This is a genomic window from Rhodococcus sp. LMD, assembly GCF_056108245.1.
In genome coordinates this window covers 863,519-886,448 of the sequence record NZ_CM148557.1, presented here as the reverse complement: position 1 = coordinate 886,448, position 22,930 = coordinate 863,519, and the positions used below count along the sequence as shown (strand labels likewise).

Here is a 22,930-nt window from a genome sequence, read left to right as displayed (position 1 = left end):
TGATCACTCCTTTTCGGGTGCAACGGGTTCGGGGATGCGCGCGGCCGCGGCGAGGGCCTGGACCCAGCGCCGGGCCACGAGGTCGACGGTGTGCTCGTCGAGCACCTCGGCGGGCGCGGCGAATTCGCAGTCGAGTACGGGACCCTCCGCGGTGTCCTCGACGACGGCGTCGACATGCAGGACGTGGTCGAGCGGCGTGGCCGGGTCGACGGAACCGCCGAGCGCGACGGCCTCGGGTGCGCCGGACCACGGGGCACCGGTGTCCTCCCCCAGCGTCATCCGGCCGAGGTAGTTGAACACCACCTGCGGTCGCCGATAGCGGTCGAAGGCCGGGTCCGGGGCGAGTCGGTGCAGCAGTCCGAACCCGATACCGTTGTCGGGCACAGCCTTCAAGGCTTCCGTGACGCGCGTGCGGACCGCGTGTGCGGCAGCCGCTTCGGCCAGGGCCTCCCCGGGGTCGATGCCGGACAGGTTCAACGCGACCGGGAACATCGAGGTGAACCATCCGACGGTGCGCGCGACGTCGGACCCGGGCACGATCTGCTCCTCGCGTCCGTGGCCCTCGAGTTCGACGCGCACGACGTCGCCGCCGCGGACCGAGGCCACCGCCACGGCGAGCGCCGCGAGCAGGGCGTCGTTCACGGCCCCGGAGGCGAGAACGTCCTCGGTGACCGGCACGGGGACCCGCACGTGCGTCGAGCGCAGCGCCGCGACCGTGTCGCGGACCGGGTCCAGCGGCCGCGCGCCGAGCGGTGGTTCGACCGCGGGTTGCCATGCGGGCAGCGAGATCCTGACCCGCTCGGAGCGCGCGGCCTCGGCGAGGCCGGTCGCCCACGCCCGGAACGACGTGCCCGGCGGCGTCAGCGCCACGGTCTCGCCGCGTCCGGCCTGTTCGACGGCATCGGCGAGATCCGGGACGAGGATCCGCCACGACACGCCGTCGATCACCAGGTGGTGCACGGCGACGAACACGCGGCCGGGGCGGTCCGGCCCGAAGTCGAACCAGATCACCTGCACCATCACTCCGGATTCCGGATCGAGTGCGCCGTAGGCGATTTCACGTTCAGCGGCGAATCGGTCCGCCCACCGCTCGGCGTCGACCTCGCCGACCTCGACGCGGCGCACCAGTGTCTCGATGTCCGGTGCGTCCTCGGGGACGGTCCAGCGTGGCCCGCCGTCGGTGACGACGAACCGGGACCGCAGCATCGGATGGGTGTCGAGCAGCGCCGCGACGGCCGTTCCGAGCACGTCCACGGTGAGGCCGACGGGTGCGACGAGCAGCCGGGCCTGCGAGAACCGCGCGAGGTCGCCACCCCACGCGAGGGCCTCCCACACGATCGGGGTGATCGGCACGTCGCCCGTCGCGGCGACCGCGGGCACCGCCGCCGGGGCCGTGTCCGACTCGTCGACCGCGGCCAGCGCCGCGACGGTGCGCAGCTCGAACACCTGCCGGGCCGTGAGCCGGAGCCCGGCGGCCCGAGCGCGGGAGACGAACTGGATCGAGACGATCGAGTCGCCGCCGAGGGCGAAGAAGTCGTCGTCGATCCCGACGCGGTCGAGGCCGAGCACCTCGGCGGCCACCTCCGCCAGCGCGGCCTCCCGCGCGGTGCGCGGCTCCCCCGAACCGGCCAGCGCCCCGAAGTCCGGCTCCGGCAGCGCCTTCCGGTCCACCTTGCCGTTGGCGGTGACGGGGAATGCGGCCAGCACGAGCACCGCGGCCGGCACCAGGTAGTCGGGGACTCGCTCGGCGAGCACGGCCCGCACGACGGCGGGGTCCACGTCGCCGTCGGGGACGACGTAGCCGACGAGGCGGCACACCCCGCGGTCGTCGGTGTGGGCGACGGCGACGGCGTCGCGCACCCCGCGCACCGCGGTCAGCGCCGCCTCGACCTCGCCGAGCTCGACCCGGAATCCGCGGATCTTGACCTGGTCGTCGCCGCGGCCGAGGAATTCGAGGGTGACCCGGCCGTCGCCCGCCGGGACGCGGCGCACGACGTCGCCGGTGCGGTACATACGGGCGCCGGGCGGACCGAACGGGTCGGGCAGGAAGCGGGTGCCGGTCAGGTCGGGTCGGCCGAGGTAGCCCCGGGCGACGCCGGATCCGGCGACGTACAGCTCCCCCGCGACGCCGACCGGCACGGGGCGCAGCATCCGGTCGAGGACGTAGGCGGCGGCGCCGTGTACGGCCCGGCCCAGGCACGGGGCGTCGGCGTCGGTGACCTGTCCGACGAGCGAGTCGACGGTGCATTCGGTCGGTCCGTAGAGGTTGAACGCACGTCCGTCGGTCAGCTCCCGCAGCCGCCGCCACAGCGCCGGGTTGACGGCCTCACCGCCGAATCCGACCGTGGCGGGGCGGTGCTCGCCGTCGAACAGCCCGGCCGCGACCATGCGGTCGAGGAACGACGGGGTGACCTCGAGGAAGTCGAGGGCGTGCGCGGCGACGTAACCGACCATCGCCTCGGGGTCGCGCATGGCGTCCTCGTCGAACACGTGCACGGCGTGGCCGTCGAGCAGCCACAGCATCGGCTGCCACGAGGCGTCGAACCCGAACGACCACGCGTGCCCGACACCCACGCTCGGCCGTCCCGCCGCCGCCACCGTGGGCACGTACAGGTCGGCGCGGTGGCTGTCGAACAGGCCGAGCAGGTTCGCGTGCGTGACCGCCACGCCCTTCGGCAGTCCGGTGGAGCCGGACGTGTAGATGACGTACACCGGATGCTCGGGCCGGAGCGGCGCGGTGCGCTCGCGGTCGGTGACGGGGACGGCCGGACGGACCGCGACGTCGGCACGAACCGACTCGTCGTCGAGGTCGAGCACCGGCACCGCACCGAGCACCGGTCGCAGCGTGTGCGCGACGCCGCCGCCGGTGACCACGACCCGCGGCCGCGAGTCGCCGGCCATGTGGGCGAGGCGCTCGGCCGGATACGACGGGTCCATCGGCACGTAGGCGCCGCCGGCGGCGTGCACGGCACAGATCGCGACCATCATCTCGGCCGAGCGCGGCAGGGCCAGGCCCACGAGCGCCTCGGGTCCGACGCCTTCGTCGATCAGCCGCCGTGCCAGCCGCGCCGAGGCGGCGCCGAGCTCGGCGAAGGTCAGGTGCTCGTCCCCGCACACGACGGCCGTCGCGTCCGGGGTGCGGGCGACCTGCGCCGCCAGGAGAGCGGGCACGGTGCCGTGCCCGCTCGACGGCGCCGGAGCGGTCGACGAGAGCTCGTGCCACCGTCCTCGCTCGGCCGGGCCGAGGACGTCGAGCTGCGCGACGCGCCGCGGCCGGTCGCCGGCGAACTGCTCGAGGAGGTGCACGAGCCGGCGGCCGATCTCGTCGGCGTCGCCGGCGGTGAACAGCGCCCGCTGATACTCGAGGGTGAGGGCGAGCTCGTCGTCGAGCCCGGCGACGAGCACCAGGGGGAAGTTGGTGGCGTCGTGGCCGCGGACGTCGGTGACGTCGAGGCCGCCGGAACGCTGCGCGCGGGCGAGGGCGTCGGTGTCGATCGGGTAGCTCTCGAACACGATGAGGGTGTCGAAGAGCTCTCCGACGCCGACGGCGCGCTGGATGTCGGCGAGTCCGACGTACTGGTGATCGAGGAGCCGGTTCTGCTCGCCTTGGACGCGGCGGAGCAGGTCGTCGGTGGGCTCGCCGGGGCGCAGCGCGACGCGCACGGGCACGGTGTTGATGAACAGACCGATCATCGTCTCGATGCCGGGCACGTCCGGGACGCGGCCGGAGACGACAGCACCGAAGGTCACGTCCGTGCGGTCGAGCCGGGCGCCGAGAAGGACCGCCCATGCGGTCTGCACCGCGGTGTTCACGGTGACGCCGAGGTCGCGGCAGCGGCGCTGCAGCCGCGCGGCCAGACCGGCCGGAACCGGCACGGGAAGTTCGGCGGGCAGCGTGGCGTCGAGCGACGAGCCGGCGGGGGCGAGCAGCGTGGGCTCCTCGACCCCGGTGAGTGCCTCGCTCCAGCGGCGCAGTCCGTCGTCGGTGTCGCGGTCGCCCAGCCAGGCGAGGTAGTCGGTGAACGGCCGGACCGCGGGCAGCGCAGCCGGATCGGCCCCCGCCCCGTACAGGGTGAACAGTTCCTGCACGAGCAGCGGCGACGACCACCCGTCGAGCAGCAGGTGGTGCGCGGCGACGATCAACCGGTGCCGGTCCGGCGCGAGGCACACGAGCGTGAACCGCACCAGCGGCGCGGCCGCGACGTCGAACCGGGTGGCGCGGTCCGCGGCGACGAGCTCGTCGCTGCGCTCCTCGACCGGCCGAATGTCACATTGCGTCGATCCAACCGACGCAATGTGACATTCGGCCACGGGGGCGGGGGTGGTCACGGGGGTGGGTGTGAGGGCGACGTCCGTCCACCGCAGGCCCGGGTCCCGGAGGACGACGCCGATCGGGTCGCCCGCCGCAGTGGTGCGGAACCCGGTGCGCAGATTCGCGTGCCGGTGCAGCAACGCGGCGGCGCTGCGCCGCAGGGTGTCCCGGTCGAGATCACCGCGCAGATCGAGGACGGTCTGCATCGAGTACACGTCGGTCCCGGTGCCGCCGTCGAGACCGGCGAGGAAGAACATCCCGCGCTGCAACGGCGTCAGCGGCACGACGTCGTCGATCGGGCCGAGTTCGGCGGTGAGCGAGTCCAGTTCCGTAATGGTCAGCCTGGGGTAGGTCAGATCCGACGGGGTGGGACCGCCGGCGCCGGGGGCGTCGGCGTGCCGGGCCAGCGCGGTCAGGGCCTCCACCCAGCGACGGGCGACGAGGGTGAGGGTTTCCTCGTCGAGGACCTCCGCCGCCGTGAATTCGCAGACGATCTCGGGTCCGGCGGGGCCGTCCTCGGTGACGGCGTTGACGTCCAGGACGTGGTCGAGCGGGGTGCCGGGATCGACGGCGCCGCCGAGCGCGCCCGCCTCCGGTGCGGTGGACCACTCCTGACCGGTGTTCTCCCCCAGCGTCATCCGGCCGAGGTAGTTGAACATCACGTCGGGAGAACGGTATCCGGGGAAGTTCCGCGTTCCCTCCGGGGCGAGCCGGCGCAGCAGCCCGAATCCGATGCCGTCGTCGGGCAGTGCCCGCAGCGACTCCTTGACCTGTGCGAGAGCGGTCCCGGTGGCGGCGGTTCCGGCGAGTGCCTCGTGCGGATCGATGCCGGACACGTCGAGCACGGCGGGGTACAGGGTGGTGAACCAGCCGACGGTGCGGGACAGGTCGGCGCCCGGCACGACGTGCTCGGCGCGGCCGTGGCCCTCGAGGTGCACGCGCAGCCCGTCGCCGCCGCGTACCGACGTCACGGCCAGCGCAAGGGCGGTGAGCAGCACATCCGCGACGCCCGCCCGGTACGCGGCGGGCACGGTGGTGAGCACCTTCTCGGCGACCGCCACGGGGACCCGCACCTCGCGCGACCGGGTGGTGGCGACGGTGTCGCGCGCCGGATCCAGCGGGCGGGCACCGAGCCGCGGTTCCGCGGTTCCGGCGATCTGCTGCCAGCGCGGCAGGGACTGCGCGATGCGGTCGGACGCGGCGGCTGCCGTGAGCCCGAGCGCCCAGTCCCGGAAGGAGGTGCCGGCCGGCTCGAGGTCCGGCGCGGTGCCCCGCCGCGCCTGATCGACGGCGGCCGCGAGGTCGGGAACCAGGATCCGCCACGACACACCGTCGACGACGAGGTGGTGCACGACGACGAACACCCGGCCCGCGGCGCCGGGGCCGGCGTCGAGGAACAGCACGCGGATCATCCGTCCGGCCGCGGGGTCGAGCTCCGCCAGGGCGCGAGCACGTTCGGTCTCGAACAGCGCCCGCCACCGCGGGCCGTCGAGGCCTGCCGCATCGACGCGGCGCACCACGCTCTCGGGGTCCGGAACATCTTCGGGGACTATCCATTCCGCATTGTCGCCGGCCACGGTGAGCCGTGAGCGCAGCATGGGGTGGGTGCGCAGCAGCGCGGCGACGGCGGCGGCGAGGTGCGCTTCGGTGAGCCCGGCCGGGGCGACGAGCAGGCGGGACTGCGCGAAGCGCCGCAGATCCCCTCCGTGGTCGAGGGTTTCGCGCACGATCGGGGTGAGCGGGACCGGACCGGTGGCCGCGACGACGGGCCGCGCCGGCTGCTCGTCCCCGGTGTCGGCGTCGCAGGCCGCAGCGAGCGCGGCGACGGTGCGCAGTTCGAACACCTGACGCGCGGTGATCCGCACGTCGGCGGTGCGGGCGCGGGACACCAGCTGGATCGAGACGATGGAATCGCCGCCGAGGGTGAAGAAGTCGTCGTCGATGCCGACGCGGTCGAGACCGAGGACCTCCGCGAACGCGGAGCACAACGCCGCCTCCATGTCGGTGCGGGGCTCACCGGATCCGGCGAGGGCACCGAAGTCCGGCTCCGGCAGGGCCTTCCGGTCGACCTTGCCGTTCGCCGTGGTCGGCAGGACCGGCAGCGGCAGGATCACGGCGGGCACCAGGTAGTCGGGCAGCCGGGCGGCGACCGCGGCGCGCACGGCCCCGGGATCCGCCGTTCCGGTGACGTAGCCGACCAGGCGACGCACGGCGCGGGCGTCGGTGTGGGCGACGACGACCGCGGCATCCACCCCCGGCACGGCACCCAGCGCGGCCTCGACCTCGCCGAGTTCGACGCGGAAACCACGGATCTTGACCTGGTCGTCGGCGCGGCCCACGTATTCGAGGGCGCCCCGCTCGGTGTCGACCGGGTCGGGTGACCACCGCACGGTGTCGACCGGGTCCGGCAGCCACCGCACGGTGCCGACCGGGTCCGGTAGCCACCGCACGGTGTCGATTGGGTCCGGTAGCCACCGCACGGTGTCGATTGGGTCCGGTAGCCACCGCACGATGTCACCGGTGCGGTACATCCGGTCCCCGGTGAACGGGTCGGCGACGAACCGCTCCCCCGTCCGGCCGGGCTGTCCCAGGTAGCCGCGGGCGAGACCGCCGCCGGCGACGTAGAGTTCCCCGGCCACACCGGGTGGCGCCGGTCGCAGCCACCGGTCCAGCACGTACAGCCGGGTGCCGGGGGTCGGACCGCCGATGGTGACGGTGTCGCCGCCGATCCGGGTGTATGCGGCGTCGACGGTGCATTCGGTGGGGCCGTAGCAGTTGTAGGCCTCGACGTCGTCCGCGGCGCGCAGTCGCTGCCACAGCGCCGACCCGACGGCCTCGCCGCCGACGGTGACCGTGGCGGGCCGGTGGCGGTCCCCGTCGAGCAGACCGGCGTCGAGCAGACCACTCATCAGCACGGGCACGCAGTCGACGTGGTCGATGCGGTGGGTGCGCACGTAGTCGACGACGAATGCGGTGTCGCTGCGGTGCTCGTCGGGCAGCACGTGCAGGGTGTGCCCGGACAGCAGCCAGGTCAGGGCGGCGACGGCCGAGTCGAAGGCGAACGGGTAGGTGAGCAGCACCCGCCGTGTGCCCGATGCCGACGGCATGATCGTCTCTCTCTGTGCGGCAAGGAAATCGGCGAGATTGGCGTGGGTGACGACGACGCCCTTGGGGAGACCGGTGGAGCCGGAGGTGTAGACGACGTACGCGGTGTGGCCGGGGCGGAGCGGCCGGCGACGGTCGGCGTCGGTCACCGCGGCGGCGGGCAGTGCGGTGAGCCGGGCCTGCACGTCCGGATCGTCCAGCACGACGACGTGCGCACCACCGCCGGGGAGGGTCGCTCCGAGTTCCGCGGCGACGGCGCCGGTGGTGAGCACGACGCCGGGACGGGCGTCGGCGACCATGTGGGCGAGCCGGTCCGCCGGGTACGACGGGTCGAGCGGAAGGTAGGCACCGCCTGCGGCGAGCACCGCGAGGATGGCCTCGACGGTCGCGGCGGAGCGCGGCAGGGCCAGGCCCACGAGCACGTCGGGTCCGACACCGAGCTCGATCAGCAGCCGCGCGAGCCGCGCCGAGTTCGCTCCCAGTTCCGCGAAGGTGCGCTCCTCGGCGCCGCACACCACCGCGAGGGTGCCGGGCTCCCCCGGGGCGGGCAGCGCCGCGACGGTGCCATCCGCGGGAGCGGCCGGTGCGACGGACCACGTGCCGAGGACGCGACCGCGCTCGGCGCCGGTGAGCAGGTCCAGCCCGGCGGCCGGGCGGTCCGGCGCGGCGGCGAGAGTGTCGAGGATGTGGACGAGGCGGTCGGCGAGGGCGGCGGCGTCGTCCGCGGTGAACACACCGGGCCGGTAGTCGAGGGTCATGACGAGGGTCTCGGCGACACCCGCGGTGAGCACGAGCGGATAGTTGGTGGCGTCGCGGCCCTCGACGGCGGCGATCGTGACCCCGCCCGCGCGCTCGGCGCGGTCGAGCGCGTCCCGGTCCACGGGGTAGCTCTCGAAGACGGTGAGGGTGTCGAACAGCTCCCCGAGCCCGGTCTCCCGCTGGACCTCGGCGAGGCCGAGGTACTGATGGTCGACGGTGCGGGACTGCGCCAGCTGCACCTGTCGCAGCAACTCGGTGACGGTGGCGCGGGGATCCAGGCGCACCCGCACGGGCACGGTGTTGATGAACAGCCCGACCATGGATTCGACGCCGGTCAGTTCCGGCGGTCGCCCGGAGACGGTGGCGCCGAAGACGATGTCGTCGCGGCCGAGGAGTCCGGACAGCAGCAGCGCCCAGCCGGTCTGCAGGACGGTGTTGAGGGTGACGCCGGCGTCGCGGGCGAGGCCGGTGAGCCGGTCGTTCAGCTCGACCGGCACGTCGACGGCGAGTGCGACGGTGGGTGTGGTGGCGCGGGTGGCGCCGGGCGGGGCGACGAGGCTCGGTTCGGTGAGCCCGTCGAGGGATTCGCGCCACAGCGCGCGAGCGGCGTCGTGGTCCTGCCGGTCGAGCCAGCTGAGGTAGTCGCGGAAGGGCCGCACCGGGGCCAGCCCGGCGGCGGTGCCGCCGGCGGCGTAGATCTCGAGGAGTTCGCGCACCAGGATCGGGGTGGACCAGCCGTCGACGACGATGTGGTGGGCGGTGAGCACCAACCGCACGTCGTCGGGCCCGAATCGCACGAACAGCCAGCGGATCAGCGGTGGCCGCGCGAGGTCGAACCAGTCGCGCAGATCCTCGTCGAGCAGATCCGCGAGACGTCGCTCGGACTCGTCGACCGCGAAACCGGTGAGATCGACACTGCGCCAAAGCGCCTCGACACCGCGCACGACGAGCCCGGCGGTGCGGCCGTCCTTGCGGGGACGGAAACACGTGCGCAGGGCAGGGTGCCGGTCCAGCAGCGCCTGCGCGGAGGCTCGCAGGGTGTCCTCGTCCACCCGCCCGGTCAGGCGCAGCACGGACTGCACGGTGTAGGCGTCCGGTTCGACGGCTCCGGCGGCACGGGCGGCGTCGTCGGGCGCGGCGACGGTGCTGAGGTAGAGCAGGCCCTGCTGCAGCGGCGAGAGGGGAACGATGTCTTCGAGCGCGGAGGTGCGGGTCATGGCTGCCTATCGGAGCGGGTGTGCGACGAACACGGCCCCCGGGTCGCCGGACGCGGGGGCCGTGGGTGCCGGGAGGGCTACTGCTGCTGGTTCGCGGGCAGCGCGGCGAGCGCCTGATCGATGGAATCGAGTGCGAGCAGCGCGGTCTCGTAGGTCGCGGCGTGGGAGTGCCGGACCGGGACCAGGTTTCCAGCCTGCACGGCGGGCAGGGCCTGCCACAGCGGGGAGGCCATCAGCTCCTGCAGCTCGGGCGAGACGGACCCGTCGCCCTCGACGCCGTAGACGATGACGTCGACGTCCCCGAGGTTCCGGCCGATCTCCTCGACGGAGAGGTACTCGCCGTGCACGGCCTCGGGATCGGCGGGCTGACCGGGGAATTGCAGGTCGAGGTCCTGGAAGAGGTTGGTGGTGTACGAGGAGGCGTACTCGCGGTAGAACTCACCCGGCTCGGTGCCGCACACATTGCAGACCCCGGCGAAGGTCAGGTTCCCGAGGGTGCCGCGGTACTTGTCGGCGATCTCGGCGGCACGCGCCTCGTACTGTTCCTTGTACTCGCCGTACTCCTCGGAGACGCCGGCGGCGTCGGCGTACTGCTCGCCGAGCATGCGCCAGTCACCGGGGTCGGTCAGGCCGAGGAAGACCACCGGAGCGAGCGCCTCGAGCTTGGCCGTGTCGAGCTGCGACTGCACGCGCGCGGGCACGCCCATGATGATCAGGTCGGGTGCGGCGGCGGCCACGGCCTCGTAGTCGAGTTCGCTCACGGCTCCGTCCGGCGCCACCTTGGGCAGGGCCTCGTACGCCGTTTTGGTCTCGGCGTCCATGTTGTCGAGCTCGCGGGTCCACTCGCAGGCCGCAGCCAGGTTCGCCTCGGCCTGGAGCAGCGGCAGGACCGCGTAGCCGCAGGCGACGATGCGCTGCGGATCGGCCGGGATCTCGATCGACCCGTTCTGCGCCTCGAACGTGCGCGTGGTGCTCGCGCCGGACTCCTCACCGGTGCCGCTGTCGCTGCCGCATCCCGCGAGGCCGATCGCCAGCATCGCCGCCGCGCCGATCGCCGCCGCGCGGCGCACCCGGCCCAGTCCCTCAACCCGCATCGCTCACTCCCACATGTCTGTTCGCCGGGCACCTGCCCGAACTCAGTTGGTTAGGCTAACCGAACCTACTCTGCGCGCCAAGCGCTACGTCTCCGGACCACGGCGTCCCCTCACGCGTCGCGCCGGTCCGAGCCGCCGGCTCCCCCGCCACGGCGTCGCCACCACCGCAGCCGCACACGCACCGCCCCTCCGGTGCGGAGGCCGACCCTGCCGCAACCCCGACCTCGGCGAGGCAGGCAACACCGCCTCGGTGGACACCCTCGCCTCCTGAAGATGCTCCTCGCGCCGGCGCGGCCCGAGGTGGACGCCGTGCGGCACCCGACGGGTGGGCGACACCGCCCCGATCCTGGAGAAATGGCACGATGGCGCGGTGAGCATCGGTAGCTATCTGGCCCTGATGGGCGTCTGGCTGGCCGGGGTCGTCTCCCCCGGACCGGATGCTGTTGTGGTGCTGCGACAGTCGGTCCTGGGGTCCCGCCGCCTCGGGATCGCCACAGCCCTCGGGATCGCCACCGGAATCGCGGTCTGGGTCACCGTAGCGATGCTGGGTGTGGCGGCCGGACCACCGAAGGTGCTCGCCGCCGTCCAGATCCTCGGGGCGGCGCTGCTGCTGTACCTGGCCGTGGCGACCCTCCGGGCGCGGCCCCTCACCGACACCGCAACGGGCGCATCGCCGCAATCCCCGTCGACGTCCTTCGCGCTCGGTGTCGCCACCAACATCACCAACCCGAAAGCGGTGGTGTTCTTCATGGCCGTGTTCGCCACACTGATACCGCAGCACGCCTCCGGAGCAGACAAGCTCACCGTGGCCGTGTTGCTGATCGCCTCCGAAGCCGCGTGGTTCGGTGCCCTCGCCTGGTTCGCATCCGCGAAAGTCGTCGACCACTGGCTGCGGTCCCATGCCCGCGCGTTCGCCCGCACCACCTCCGCGGTCCTGACGATTCTCGCCGGGGTCGTGCTGTGGTCGGGCACAACAGAACTACTCGCCTGACCCCGGGCGACCTCGAGTCGGGCGCACCGGCCCGGCCACCCCCTCCACCCGAGCAATCGGAGGGTGCCACGCCCACGACCTTCGCGCACTGCTCCCGTGCAACCGCATCTGCGCGACGGGCTCACCGCAGGGCGCGTATCCCCAGATTCCCGCGACCCCTCATTTCGACGAGGCCGAGAGGATCACGTCACCCGTTGGCTGCTTGAACGACCCTGCTGTGCGCGGGTTCTCCGGCCTGTCGGAGGGGCTCACCGCCCAGGACGGGGGACATCGGCGGAAGTCAGAGGGCCGGTATGCCTACGGTTCGGGTCGGGGCACCCTCGGGAGAGGCGGCGTTCAGCTGCTGGACGTCGGCGCTGTGGGCGCGCAGCGCTGCGCGGACTTCGACGCCGGCCCGGCGTCGGCACTGTCGCCGTCCCGGTCGTGGACGACCACAATCAGCACGGCCCGTGACGGCGACACCGATCGGACGCGATGGGGGGTATTCGCGTCGAAGTAGAGGCTGTCCCCCTCGTCCAGGGTGATCACCTGATCGGGGATGCTCACCTCGACAGTCCCCTCCTTGACAAGGATGAACTCTTCACCCGGGTGCTCCATGTAGTCGGATCCGGGTTGCGTCGTCGGGTGAACAATGAACGGCTGCATGGATTTACCGATCATGCGGGTGGCGACGGCGTCGTAGACCGCACTCCCGTCGCGCTCGTCGACCTGCGCGCGCTCACCTCGCCGCTCGACCGTCATCATGCTGTTGTCGGGGCTGTCGGAGAACAGCTGACTGACATCGGCGTCCAGGGCCCGCGCGATCTTCAGCGCCACCGCGATCGACGGTGTACTGATCCCTCGCTCGACCTTCGACAGGTAGCTCTTGGTCAGCCCGGTGCCCTCGGCGAGGGCCTCCAAGGTCAACCCCGCCCGGCGTCGATGCGACCGCAGTAGCGCCGCCATCGTGTCCACACCTCCCTCTCGGTTGCGCCCGCGAAGACAGGCGTCCCCGCACACGCCCACCCTACCGACCACGTCACCCGGTTGCACTATAGGACACTTTGTGTCCTATAGTGCTCTACGTGTCATCGACTTGTCCGTGGTGAAAGGAGCCCCGAGGATGGCGACAACGATGAATCTCGGCAAAGCCGAGTTGATGGAGACCGCCAAGAAGACCATGCTCACCGAGGTCGCGGCGGCCGAGTGGACGGACCGCCAGAAGATCGCCCTGACCTGCCGGGCCCTGTTCGATGCCGGACACGACTCCGGTCTGGCGGGCCAGATCTCCGCGCGCGGCACGGCACCGGGAACCTTCCTCACGCAGCGGCTCGGTCTCGGCTTCGACGAGATCACCGAAAGCAACCTGCTCCTCGTCGACGAGGACCTTCAGGTTCTCGAAGGCAGCGGCATGGCGAACCCGGCCAACAGGTTCCACAGCTGGATCTACCGGGCACGGCCGGATGTGAACTGCATCGTCCACACGCATCCGCTGCACGCGGCGGCATTGTCCATGCTCGAGATCCCCCTGCAGGTCTCGCAGATGGACGTCGCCCCGCTCTACGACGACTGTGCGTTCCTGCCGGACTGGCCGGGAGTTCCCGTCGGCAACGAGGAGGGCGAGATCATCTCTGCCGCGCTCGGTGACAAGCGCGCGATCCTGCTCGCCCACCACGGGCAACTCGTCGTCGGATCGACCATCGAAGAGGCGTGCTCGCTGGCGCACCTGATCGAACGGGCGGCCCGCCTGCAACTGCTCGCGATGGCGGCCGGCGAGATCAAGCCTCTTCCCCCACGGCTGGCGCGTGAGGCCCACGACTGGACCCTCACCCCACGCCGCAGCGAAGCCAACTTCGGCTACTACGCACGCAAGGCCCTGCGCTCCCACCCGGACGCGATCGACTGCCACTGACCCCGGCCACCCACCATCCGAATTCTCTTGGAGTGCACCTTGACCACAATCAGCGGAATCGTTGCATACCCCGTCACACCGTTCGACAGCCGAGACCCCGAGACGATCGACGTGGACATCCTGCACCTGCTGCTGGACCGCATGATCGATGCAGGCGTCGATGCGATCGCCCCCCTCGGCAGCACCGGGGAGAGCGCCTACCTCGACCACAACGAGTGGATCACCGTCGCAACCGAAACCATCGAGCACACCGACGGCCGGGTGCCGACGGTCGTCGGAGTCTCGGACCTGACCACTGCCGGCACGATCCGTCGCGCGCAGATCGCCGAGCGCCTCGGCGCCACGGCGGTGATGGCGCTGCCCACCTCGTACTGGCGCCTCACCGAGGAAGAGGTCCGGTTGCACTTCACCACCCTCGCCGAATCGATCGGAATCCCGGTGATGGTCTACAACAACCCAGCTACCACCGGCATCGACATGACGGCGGAGTTCCTGTTCGACCTCGTCGCCACGGTCGAGAACATCACGATGGTCAAGGAATCCACCGGTGACATTGCGCGCATGCACCGCCTGAACGAACTCAGCGGCAACACACTTGCGTTCTTCAACGGCAGCAACCCGCTGGCGCAGAGGGCCTTTCAGGCGGGTGCCGCAGGCTGGTGCACCGCGGCGCCGTGCCTGATCCCGCACCGGATCGTCGAGTTCCACCGCGCGATCACCACGGGCCGGGAGGACGAGGCGGCCGAACTCTTCGATCGGCTCCGTCCGCTCCTCGACATGATCGTCAGCCGCGGGCTTCCGGCCACGATCAAGGCGGGCCTGCGCAGCGTCGGCGTCGAGGCGGGAACCCCGCGCCGGCCCCTGCTTCCCCTCGATGAACCCGAAACCGCCCGACTCGAGGAGCTCATCGCCGCCTGCCGGTGACGGAACACCACCACCGCTCGTATTTCACACGCAGCACTGGCCGAACGCTGCCGCCTGCCGAGCGCAGCGCATCCCGCATCGAACTTCGCAGACGCAGAGCCCGCGGACACTACGCACTGGCACCGCTCCACCCGAGACCTTCGAAAACCCACAGGAGCAACCGAATTGACAACGACCACCACTCCGACGGTCCGACCGCTCGCCCCCACCGACGAGACCCGCTGGCGCGTCCTCTTCCGTGAGTACCGCACGTTCTACAAGCTGCCCGAGTCCGAGGACATCGTCTCCCGTGCATGGGGATGGTTCATGGATCCCCGACACGAATGCAAGGCGCTCGTCGCGGAGGCGCACGGCGAGATCCTCGGGTTCGCACACCACCGTCGTTTCTCCTCGCCCTACACCGGTACCACCGGTCTCTTCCTCGACGATCTGTTCACCGACCCCGCGGCCCGGGGCCGGGGGGTCGGACGTGCACTGATCGAGCGTCTCACCGAGATGGCCGCCGCCGAGGGCCGCGCCGTGGTGCAGTGGGTGACCGCCGAGGACAACCATCGAGCCCAGGCGCTCTACAACACCCTCGCCACACGAACGAACTGGGTCACCTACGAAGCCGAGCCCTCGGCGAGGTGATCACTGCACCATGAGCGTGTTCCTTCCAGGAGTCCTGCGGTAGGACTTCGTCCGGTCAGGATGCAGTGATGGCCGGCCGGGCAGGTACCGACCCGACGGTCGAGTGCGCGTCGCAGTTCGCGCACGACGGCGTAGGGGTCGGTCCTGCCCGGCTGTGTCGGGGTCGGTCGACCGCAGCATCGTGAGGAACAGGTGCGCAGGGCCGGCCAGGGGTGGCCTGCGGGCGCGCCTGCCGGCCCAGCGCACAGACACTCACCCGAACTCCAGGGCGAACTCGTCGATCTCGGACTGGTCCAGACCACTCAGCGTCAGATCGGAGGGCGTGAAGCCGCCCGCGTCGTCGCGCGCGGCGTGGTCGGCGAGCGCACGCAGCGCCGCGACCCAGCCGTGTGCCAGCTCGGCGACGACGGTCGCCGTGACGACGCCGGTGGCGTACCCCCACGTCGCGCGGAGCACCGGCCCGGCCGGCGTCTCCTCGGTGACGGCACCGACCTCGATCGCGTGGCTCACCGGCATCGCCTCGTCGGTGGCGCCACCGAGCACGCCGGCTTCCGGAGCCGCCGTCCACGGCGCGCCGGTCCCGTCGCCGAGGGTCAGCCGGCCGAGGTAGTTGAACCCGATCTCCGGTGCCGGTCCGGCCCCGAGCTCGGCCGCGGAGTCGGGGTCGAGGTGACGGAGCATGCCGAATCCGATTCCGCTGTCCGGGATCTCCCGCAGTTGCTCCTTGACGAGCTTGAGCGCCGCACCGGCGGCGGCCCCACCGGCGAAGGCCTCGGCGAGGTCCACCGCCGACACGTCGAGACGGACCGGATACAGGGTGGTGAACCAGCCGACGGTGCGGGACAGGTCGGCGCCGGGCACCACCTGCTCCTCACGTCCGTGCCCCTCCCGGTCCACCGGGACCGGCCCGCCGCCGCACGCCCGGCGCACGGTCAGCGCCAACGCGGTCAGCAGCACGTCGTCGACACCCGCGCGGAACCGCTCCGGCACGGTGGTCAGCAGCGCCTCGGTCACCGACGCCGGGACCTCCACCTGCACCCGCGCGACCGTGGCCAGCGTGTCACGCACCGGGTCCACGTCCCGCCCGGCAATTCGCACGCACCCGGCGGGTTCGAGGACGCGGCGCCACAACGCCAGTTCGCCGCGCCGCGCGGGGACCTGCTCCAGCAGTCCCCGCGCCCATGCCCGCAGCGGTGTTCCCCCGCCGTCCGGTTCGACGCCCTCGCAGGCGGCGGCCAGGTCCGGGACCAGGATCCGCCACGAGACCCCGTCGACCACCAGGTGGTGTATCACCACCAGGATCCGGCCCGGGCGGTCCGGCCCGGTGTCGAAGAAGACCAGCCGCATCATCGCGCCGGCCTCGGGATCGAGGGCGGCGCACGCGACGTCGGTCTCCTCGGACAGCACCGACGAGCGCGCCCGCTCGTCGAGTCCCCGGACGTCCACCCGTCTGACAAGCGCGGCCGGATCTACGACGTCCGCGGCACGGACGTCGAAGGTCCGTGCGACCGGATCGAAGACGGCACGCAGCGCGTCGTGCCCCGCGAGCACCCGGCCCACCGCGCCGGCCAGGGTGGCGAGGTCGAGGCCGGGGGGTGCGATCAGCAGCCGGGACTGGGCGAATCTCCGGTAGGGGCCGCCACGGTCGAGGAGGTCGTGCACGATCGGGGTCGCGGGGACGAGACCCAGGGCCGCGGTCCGATCCGTCGCCTCCGATACCGGATCGACCTGCACGATCCGGGCCAGGCCCGCCGGGGTGCGGTGTTCGAAGACGTCGCGCGCGGCGAACCGCAGTCCCGCCGCGCGAGCACGCGACACGAGCTGGATCGAGACGATGGAATCGCCGCCGAGGGAGAAGAAGTCGTCGTCCGGCCCGACCACGTCCAGGTGCAGCACCTCCGCCACCACCACGCACAGGCGCCGCTCGAGGTCGTTCGCCGGGGCGCGCGGCGCACCGGCGGGCGCGAAGACCGGAGCGGGCAGCGCCCGCCGATCGACCTTGCCGTTCGGGGTGGTCGGGAACTCGTCGAGCACCACGACCGCGGCCGGCACCATGTGCTCGGGCAGGCGACGGGACATATGCTGCCGCAACACCTCCGGGTCGGTCGCATCGCCGACGACGTAGCCGACGAGCCGGCGCCGGCCCGGTTCGTCCTCGCGTGCCACGACCACACAGCCCGCGACCGACGGATGCGCCGACAGCACGGTCTCGATCTCGCCGAGCTCGATACGGAACCCGCGGATCTTGACCTGATCGTCGCTGCGGCCGAGATATTCGAGGACCGGACGGTCGCCGCCCGCGTCGAGCCACCGCACCCGATCGCCGGTGCGGTAGAGCCGGGTTCCGGAGGCACCGAACGGATCGGCCACGTACCGGGTGGAGCTGTGGCCGGGCCGGTTCAGGTAGCCGCGGGTCACGCCGGGCCCGCCGACGTACAGTTCCCCGGCCACGCCCGTCGGTACGAGGCGCAGGCGGTCGTCGAGCACGTACACCCGGGCACCGTCGATCGGCGTCCCGATGTGCGGGCGCACTCCGCGGATCTCGGCAATGGTGGCGTCGACCGTGCATTCGGTGGGGCCGTACATGTTCAGCGCCCGCACCCCGTCGATCGACCCGAGCGTCGACCACAGGTCCGCGGACACGGCCTCGCCGCCCACGGCGAGCAGGCGCGGGCGGTGCGGCGCCGCAGGCTCGACCAGCCCGGCGGCGAGCAGTTCGGTCATGAGCAACGGTACGCAGTCGACGGCGTCGATGCGGTGGGTGCGCACGTAGTCCACGGTGGCGGCGGCGTCGGCGAGCAGATCGGCGTCCGGCAGGTACAGCGTGTGTCCGGCCAGCATGGACAGCAACGGATCGATCGAGGAATCGAAGGACAGCGCGTAGGTGAGCAGCACCCGCAGCGGCCGATCCTCCGCGCGGCCGACGGTCCGGCGGCGCTGCGTCGCGACCAGGTTCACCACACCCCGGTGCGGCACCACGACGCCCTTGGGGAGGCCGGTCGAACCGGAGGTGTAGACGATGTACGCGGCGCCGTCGCCGGAGACCGCGCCGAGACGCTCGCCCGGCTCGAGCGGGGTGTCCGGCAGCGCGGGGTCCACCGCGGCGAGCGCGGCCTCGTCGAGGACGAGCACGGGCCGGGAGTCGGCGAGCATGTGCTCGACGCGCTCGACCGGGTACCCGGGATCGACCGGCACGTAGGCGCCGCCGGCCTGCCACACCGCGAGGGCCGCGACGATCGCGTCCGTGCCGCGCGGCAGCATCAGCGCGACCACGGTCTCCGGTCCCACGCCGCGGCCGATCAGGTAGCGGGCCAGACGGCCGGCGCGGGCGTGCACTTGCCCGAAGGTCAGCGTCTCGGTGCCGGTGACGAGCGCGGTCGCCTCCGGGGTGCGCTGCGCCTGGCGGGTGAACAGGTCGCCGAGGGTGCCCGCCCCGACGTCCTCGATCTCGTCCATACATACGTACGGGCTGCCGGAGCGGAGGCGGTCGCGTTCGTCGTCGGAGAGCAGGTCGAGCGCGGACAGGCGGGTCTGCGGATCCGTCCCGAGGGCGTCGAAGGCGCGCACCACGCGCCCCGCCAGCGCGTCGGCCGTGGTCGGGTCGAACAGGTCCCGCGCGTACTCCACCCGCACCCGTAGGCCACCGTCCACGTCCTCGATCACGTCGAAGGTCAGGTCGAACAGGGCGGCGCCGGTGTCGACGGTGGACACGCGCGGTTCCAGACCGGCGAAGGCGTCGACGACGGGCGGGGTGCGATGCTGCACGAGCACCTGGAACAGCGGATGCCGGCCGGCGCTGCGAGCCGGCTCGAGGGCCTCGACGAGACGGTCGAACGGCAGGTCCTGATGCGCGTAGGCGTCGAGATCGGTGCTGCGGACCCGGGCGAGCAGGTCGGCGAGCGTGGGGTCACCCGACAGGTCCGTCCGCAGCACCACCATGTTGACGAAGAACCCGACGAGGCCGTCCAGCTCGGCCGCGGGCCGGCCCGCGGTGGGCGAGCCGATCGGGAGGTCCTCCCCCGCGCCGCTGCGTGCGAGTGCGACGGCGACGGCGGTGTGCACGAGCATGAACATCGTGACGTTCGCCGCGCGCGCGACGGCGCGCAGTGCGTCGGCGACGTGCGGGGACACCGGCTGCTCGACCGTGCCGCCCACGAACGAGGCGGTCACCCCACGCGGCCGGTCGGTGGGCAGGGCGAGCTCCTCGGGCATCCCGTCCAGCCGGGCGCGCCAGTAGTCCAGCTGCCGGTCCGCGAGTCCGTCTGCGCCGCCGAGGATCTCGCGGTGCCATACCGCGAAGTCGGCGTACTGCACCGGGAGCGGCGCCGGCGTCCAGGAGCGTCCGGCGGCCGCGGCGGCATACGCGGCGCCGAGCTCGCGCAGCAGGATGGGGGCGGACAGCTCGTCGGCGGCGATGTGGTGCACGAGCACCAGCAGCACGGTCTCCGCGCCTCCGTCGTCGAAGAGCGCCACCCGGATCGGGATCTCGCGTTCGAGGTCGAATGCGTGCCGCGCCTCGGCCGCCGCCGCCGCGTCCAGGCCGGACGCCGGGACGGTGCGGGCGGTGAACGGCACCTCGGGTGCGGCGAGCGCGCGCTGCATGCCGACGCCGTCGTGGTCCTCGAGCACGGTGCGCAGGACCTCGTGCCGGTCGAGGACCGCGCGCACCGCGTCGCGCAGCGCCGCCGGATCGGGGACACCGCGCAGGCGCAGCGTCAGCGGCACGTTGTAGGTCGGGCTCGGCCCCTCGAGGCGGAACTGGAACCACAGCCGCTGCTGCCCCGCCGACAGCGGTGCCCGGTCGCCGCGCTCGACCGGTCGCAGCGGGATCCGCAGCGCTGCAGCACCGTCCGGGCACTGCGCGGCGAGCGCCTCGACGGTCGGGTGGTCGAAGACGGTGCGGATCGGCAGTTCCACGCCGAGCGTGTCGCGGACCGTCGCGATCAGCTTGGCCGCCGCGAGGGAATGACCGCCGAGGAGGAAGAAGTCGTCGTCGACGCCGACGGTGTCGAGGCCGAGGACGTCCGCGAACGCGGCGCACAGCACGCGTTCGCGTTCGGTGGCGGCCGCGCGCCCGCCGACAAGAGTCCCGAAGTCCGGTTCCGGCAGCGACGTGCGGTCCACCTTGCCGTTCGAGGTGAGCGGCAGCACGTCGAGGAACACGAACGCCGACGGCACCATGTGCGCCGGCAGCCGCCGCGCCACGTGCTCGCGGGCCGCCGCCGGGTCGCCGTCGCCGCCGACCAGGTAGGCGACGAGCCGCGCGGTGCCGGTCGCGTCGGGACGCGCCCCGGCGACGGCCCGCGTGACGCCGGGCAACTCCTGCAGCGCCGCCTCGACCTCGCCGAGTTCGACGCGGAAGCCGCGGATCTTGACCTGGTCGTCCCGGCGGCCGCGGTAGGCGAGGCGGCCGCCCGCGGTCCACCGCACCACGTCGCCGGTGCGGTACATGCGGGTTTCGCTGTCGCCGAACGGGTTCGCCACGAACCGCGCCGCCGTCGCGCCGGGCGCGCCGAGGTAGCCGCGCACCACGCCGGGACCGGCGACATACAGTTCGCCGTCCACCCCCTCGGGGACGGGCTCGAGCGCGGCGTCGAGCACGTAGGCACGCAGGTTCGCCACCGGCCGGCCGATCACGGGTTCCGCCGCGTCCCCCACCTCGGCGACGAGGACGTCGACGGTGCCCTCCGTGGGGCCGTAGAAGTTGAACGCGGCGCCGTCCCGGTCGCGCAGGCGTCGCCACAGGGTGTCGGTGACGGCGTCGCCGCCGAACCCGAGGGTCGGCACGTCGCGCAGCAGGTCGGCCTCGACGATCTGCTCGAGTTGCGCGGGCGACAGTTCGACGAAGTGCCACCCCTCGCTGCGGGCGAGTTCGGCGAGCCGGTGCGGGTCGCGCTGCGTGGTCTCGTCGACGATGCTCAGCTCGTGCCCGTCGAGCAGCCACAGGTGCGGGCCCCACGAGGCGTCGAACGCGAACGACCAGACGTGCCCGACCCGCAGGCGGTCGCGGCCGGCCTCGGCGCGGGCCCGGGAGAAGACGCGCGCGCGGTGGCTGTGGAACAGGTTGACGGCCCCGCGGTGCGGGACCTCCACGCCCTTGGGCCGGCCGGTCGACCCGGAGGTGTGGATGAGGTAGGCCACGTCGAGCTCGTGCAGCGGTCGGCCGCGTTCGGCGCGGGTCAGCGGCTCGTCGGCGTAACCGGACAGGTCCAGCTCGTCGAGGTCCACCGGATCGGGCAGGCCCGCGGCGCAGGCGATCTCGGCGATACGTGCGGCCACGTCGCCGCCGGTGAGCACGACACCGGGCGCGGTCTCGGCGAGCACGTGCGCGAGTCGCTCGGCCGGATGGTCGGGGTCCAGCGGGACGCACGTCGCGCCGGCCTCGAGGACGGCGAACAGCGCGACGAGCGTGTCGGTGCGGCGCGGCAGCGCGACGGCGACGCGCCGCTGCGGGCCCAGCCCGGCGCTCAGGAGGTGCCGGGCGAGTCGGCGCGAACGCGCGGCCAGTTCGCCGAAGGTCAGTGCGGTGGCGGCATCGCGCACCGCGGGTGCGTCCGGGTCGCGGGCCACCTGGGCGGCCAGCAGGTCCGGCAGCGTGAGGCCCGCAGGCACCGGCAGGTCGTCGCCGCTGCGCTCACCGAGGAGGCGGCGGCGCTCGTCGGCGTCGAGGATCTGCAGCCGGGCCAGCGGCCGGTGCGGGTCGGTGAGCGCGGCGACCCGGGTGAGGAGGAGTTCGAGCCGGCGGGCGTGCCGCTCGAGGTCGTCGGCGGTGTAGGCGTCGGCGTCGGCGTCCACCCAGATCTCGAGGCCGCCGGTGTGGTCGAGCGGCCGCACGGTGACCATGAAGTCCTGCAGCGGGCCCCGGGCCACGGAATGCACCGCGGCGTGCAGGTCCGCGAAACGCAGCCGGTCGCCGAACGGTTTGACGTTGACGGACGGCCCCACGACACCGCGCGAGCCGGCGGGCAGGCGCAGGTCGTTCTGGATGTCCTCCCCGCGGTAGCGGTGGTGCGGACGGCAGTTCGCCACCGCGGCGCGCACGTCGCCGACGAGGTCGGCGAGGGTGCGGGCGGGTTCGGGGCGCAGGCGCAGCGGTACGACGTTGACCGCGGACATCGGCACGGTCGTCGCGGCGCTGCCCAGCCGGTTCATCACCGGGAATCCCACGATCACGTCGCCGCGTCCGGTCGCGGCCCGCAGGTACGCGGCGACGGCGGCGGTGACGACGTCGCCCCAGCTCGCTCCGGTGGCCTTGCCGAGCCGCGAGAGTCCCTGCTGTTGTTCGGCGGTCAGGGTCAGGCGCACGCCGCGGCAGCGGACGGCGATGCCGCCGGGACCGTCGGCGAGGGCCACGGCGTCCTCGGCGCCGTCGAGGTAGCCGGCCCAGAAGTCCCGGTCGGCGGCGAAGTCCGCGGACGCGCGATAGGCGGCCTCCTCGGCGACGACGGGGGCGAGCGGGGCGAACCTCGCCGGCGGCACCGGGCGCCCGAGCACGTCGGCGGTGTAGCGCTCGGCGATGCGCCGGGTGAGCAGGCCGAAGCCGTAGGCGTCGATCACCAGGTGATGGATGCACAGGTAGAGAACCGTGTGCCGGTCGTCGAGCCGGAGCACGGCGGCGCGCAGGCAGAGTTCCCGTGCGGGGTCGAGCACGCGCGTATGGTCCTCGCGCATCCAGTGCTGCGCGGCCGCTTCCGGGTCGGGCTCGCGGCGCAGATCGACGACGGCAGGCTCCGGCGCCGCGTGTGCACCGGGACGGATGACGACCGATCCGTCGGCCTGCACGGCGAAGGCCGCGGTCGGCACCTCGGCTTCGGCGACGGTCTCCCGGACCGCGCGCAGCAGGGCGGCGACGTCGACCTCGCCGCGGAGTTCGACGCATTCCGCGGTGTTGAAGACGGGGTTCGCGGGGTCGAGCTGCTGGGCGAACCACACGCCGGACTGGGCTCGCGTCAGCGGAAACTCCGAGGTCGACAGGCCGGACGTGGGCACGATCGATCCCCTTTCTAC

Annotated in this window: 8 protein-coding genes; 4 read left to right on the top strand and 4 right to left on the bottom strand. The window is 72.8% G+C overall.

What is annotated here, in order from left to right:
- Nucleotides 1-3: 3 nt before the first annotated feature.
- A complete protein-coding gene (locus ACWPQI_RS04060; RefSeq protein ID WP_474738663.1) occupies nt 4-9,393 on the bottom strand; it encodes an amino acid adenylation domain-containing protein in 9,390 nt (3,129 codons plus the stop codon).
- Between the two features lie 77 nt (nt 9,394-9,470).
- Complete coding sequence (locus tag ACWPQI_RS04055; protein WP_474738662.1) at nt 9,471-10,487, bottom strand: ABC transporter substrate-binding protein; 1,017 nt, start codon at nt 10,485-10,487, stop codon at nt 9,471-9,473.
- A 370-nt stretch (nt 10,488-10,857) separates the two neighbouring features.
- Between ACWPQI_RS04055 and ACWPQI_RS04050 the strand changes: the two genes are divergently transcribed.
- Nucleotides 10,858-11,478 (top strand): LysE family translocator, encoded by a 621-nt coding sequence (locus ACWPQI_RS04050; RefSeq protein WP_172603549.1) that lies wholly within the window; start codon nt 10,858-10,860, stop codon nt 11,476-11,478.
- A 336-nt stretch (nt 11,479-11,814) separates the two neighbouring features.
- On the opposite strand, the gene ACWPQI_RS04045 is transcribed toward ACWPQI_RS04050, so the two are convergent.
- Nucleotides 11,815-12,423, bottom strand: coding sequence for a helix-turn-helix domain-containing protein (locus ACWPQI_RS04045; RefSeq protein WP_048772684.1), 609 nt, complete (start codon nt 12,421-12,423; stop codon nt 11,815-11,817).
- 157 nt (nt 12,424-12,580) lie between these two features.
- Here ACWPQI_RS04045 and ACWPQI_RS04040 point away from each other — a divergent pair, with 157 nt between their 5' ends.
- The 3 genes from ACWPQI_RS04040 (at nt 12,581) to ACWPQI_RS04030 (ending at nt 14,923) form a co-directional block, all read left to right on the top strand.
- Complete coding sequence (locus tag ACWPQI_RS04040) at nt 12,581-13,369, top strand: aldolase (RefSeq protein WP_010593773.1); 789 nt, start codon at nt 12,581-12,583, stop codon at nt 13,367-13,369.
- 39 nt (nt 13,370-13,408) lie between these two features.
- Nucleotides 13,409-14,293 (top strand): dihydrodipicolinate synthase family protein, encoded by an 885-nt coding sequence (locus ACWPQI_RS04035; RefSeq protein ID WP_010593772.1) that lies wholly within the window; start codon nt 13,409-13,411, stop codon nt 14,291-14,293.
- A 165-nt stretch (nt 14,294-14,458) separates the two neighbouring features.
- Entirely contained in the window at nt 14,459-14,923 is a 465-nt protein-coding gene (locus ACWPQI_RS04030) for a GNAT family N-acetyltransferase (RefSeq protein ID WP_010593771.1), read from the top strand.
- A 252-nt stretch (nt 14,924-15,175) separates the two neighbouring features.
- Here ACWPQI_RS04030 and ACWPQI_RS04025 read toward each other — a convergent pair whose 3' ends face one another.
- Entirely contained in the window at nt 15,176-22,912 is a 7,737-nt protein-coding gene (locus ACWPQI_RS04025; RefSeq protein ID WP_474738661.1) for an amino acid adenylation domain-containing protein, read from the bottom strand.
- Between the last annotated feature and the right edge of the window lie 18 nt (nt 22,913-22,930).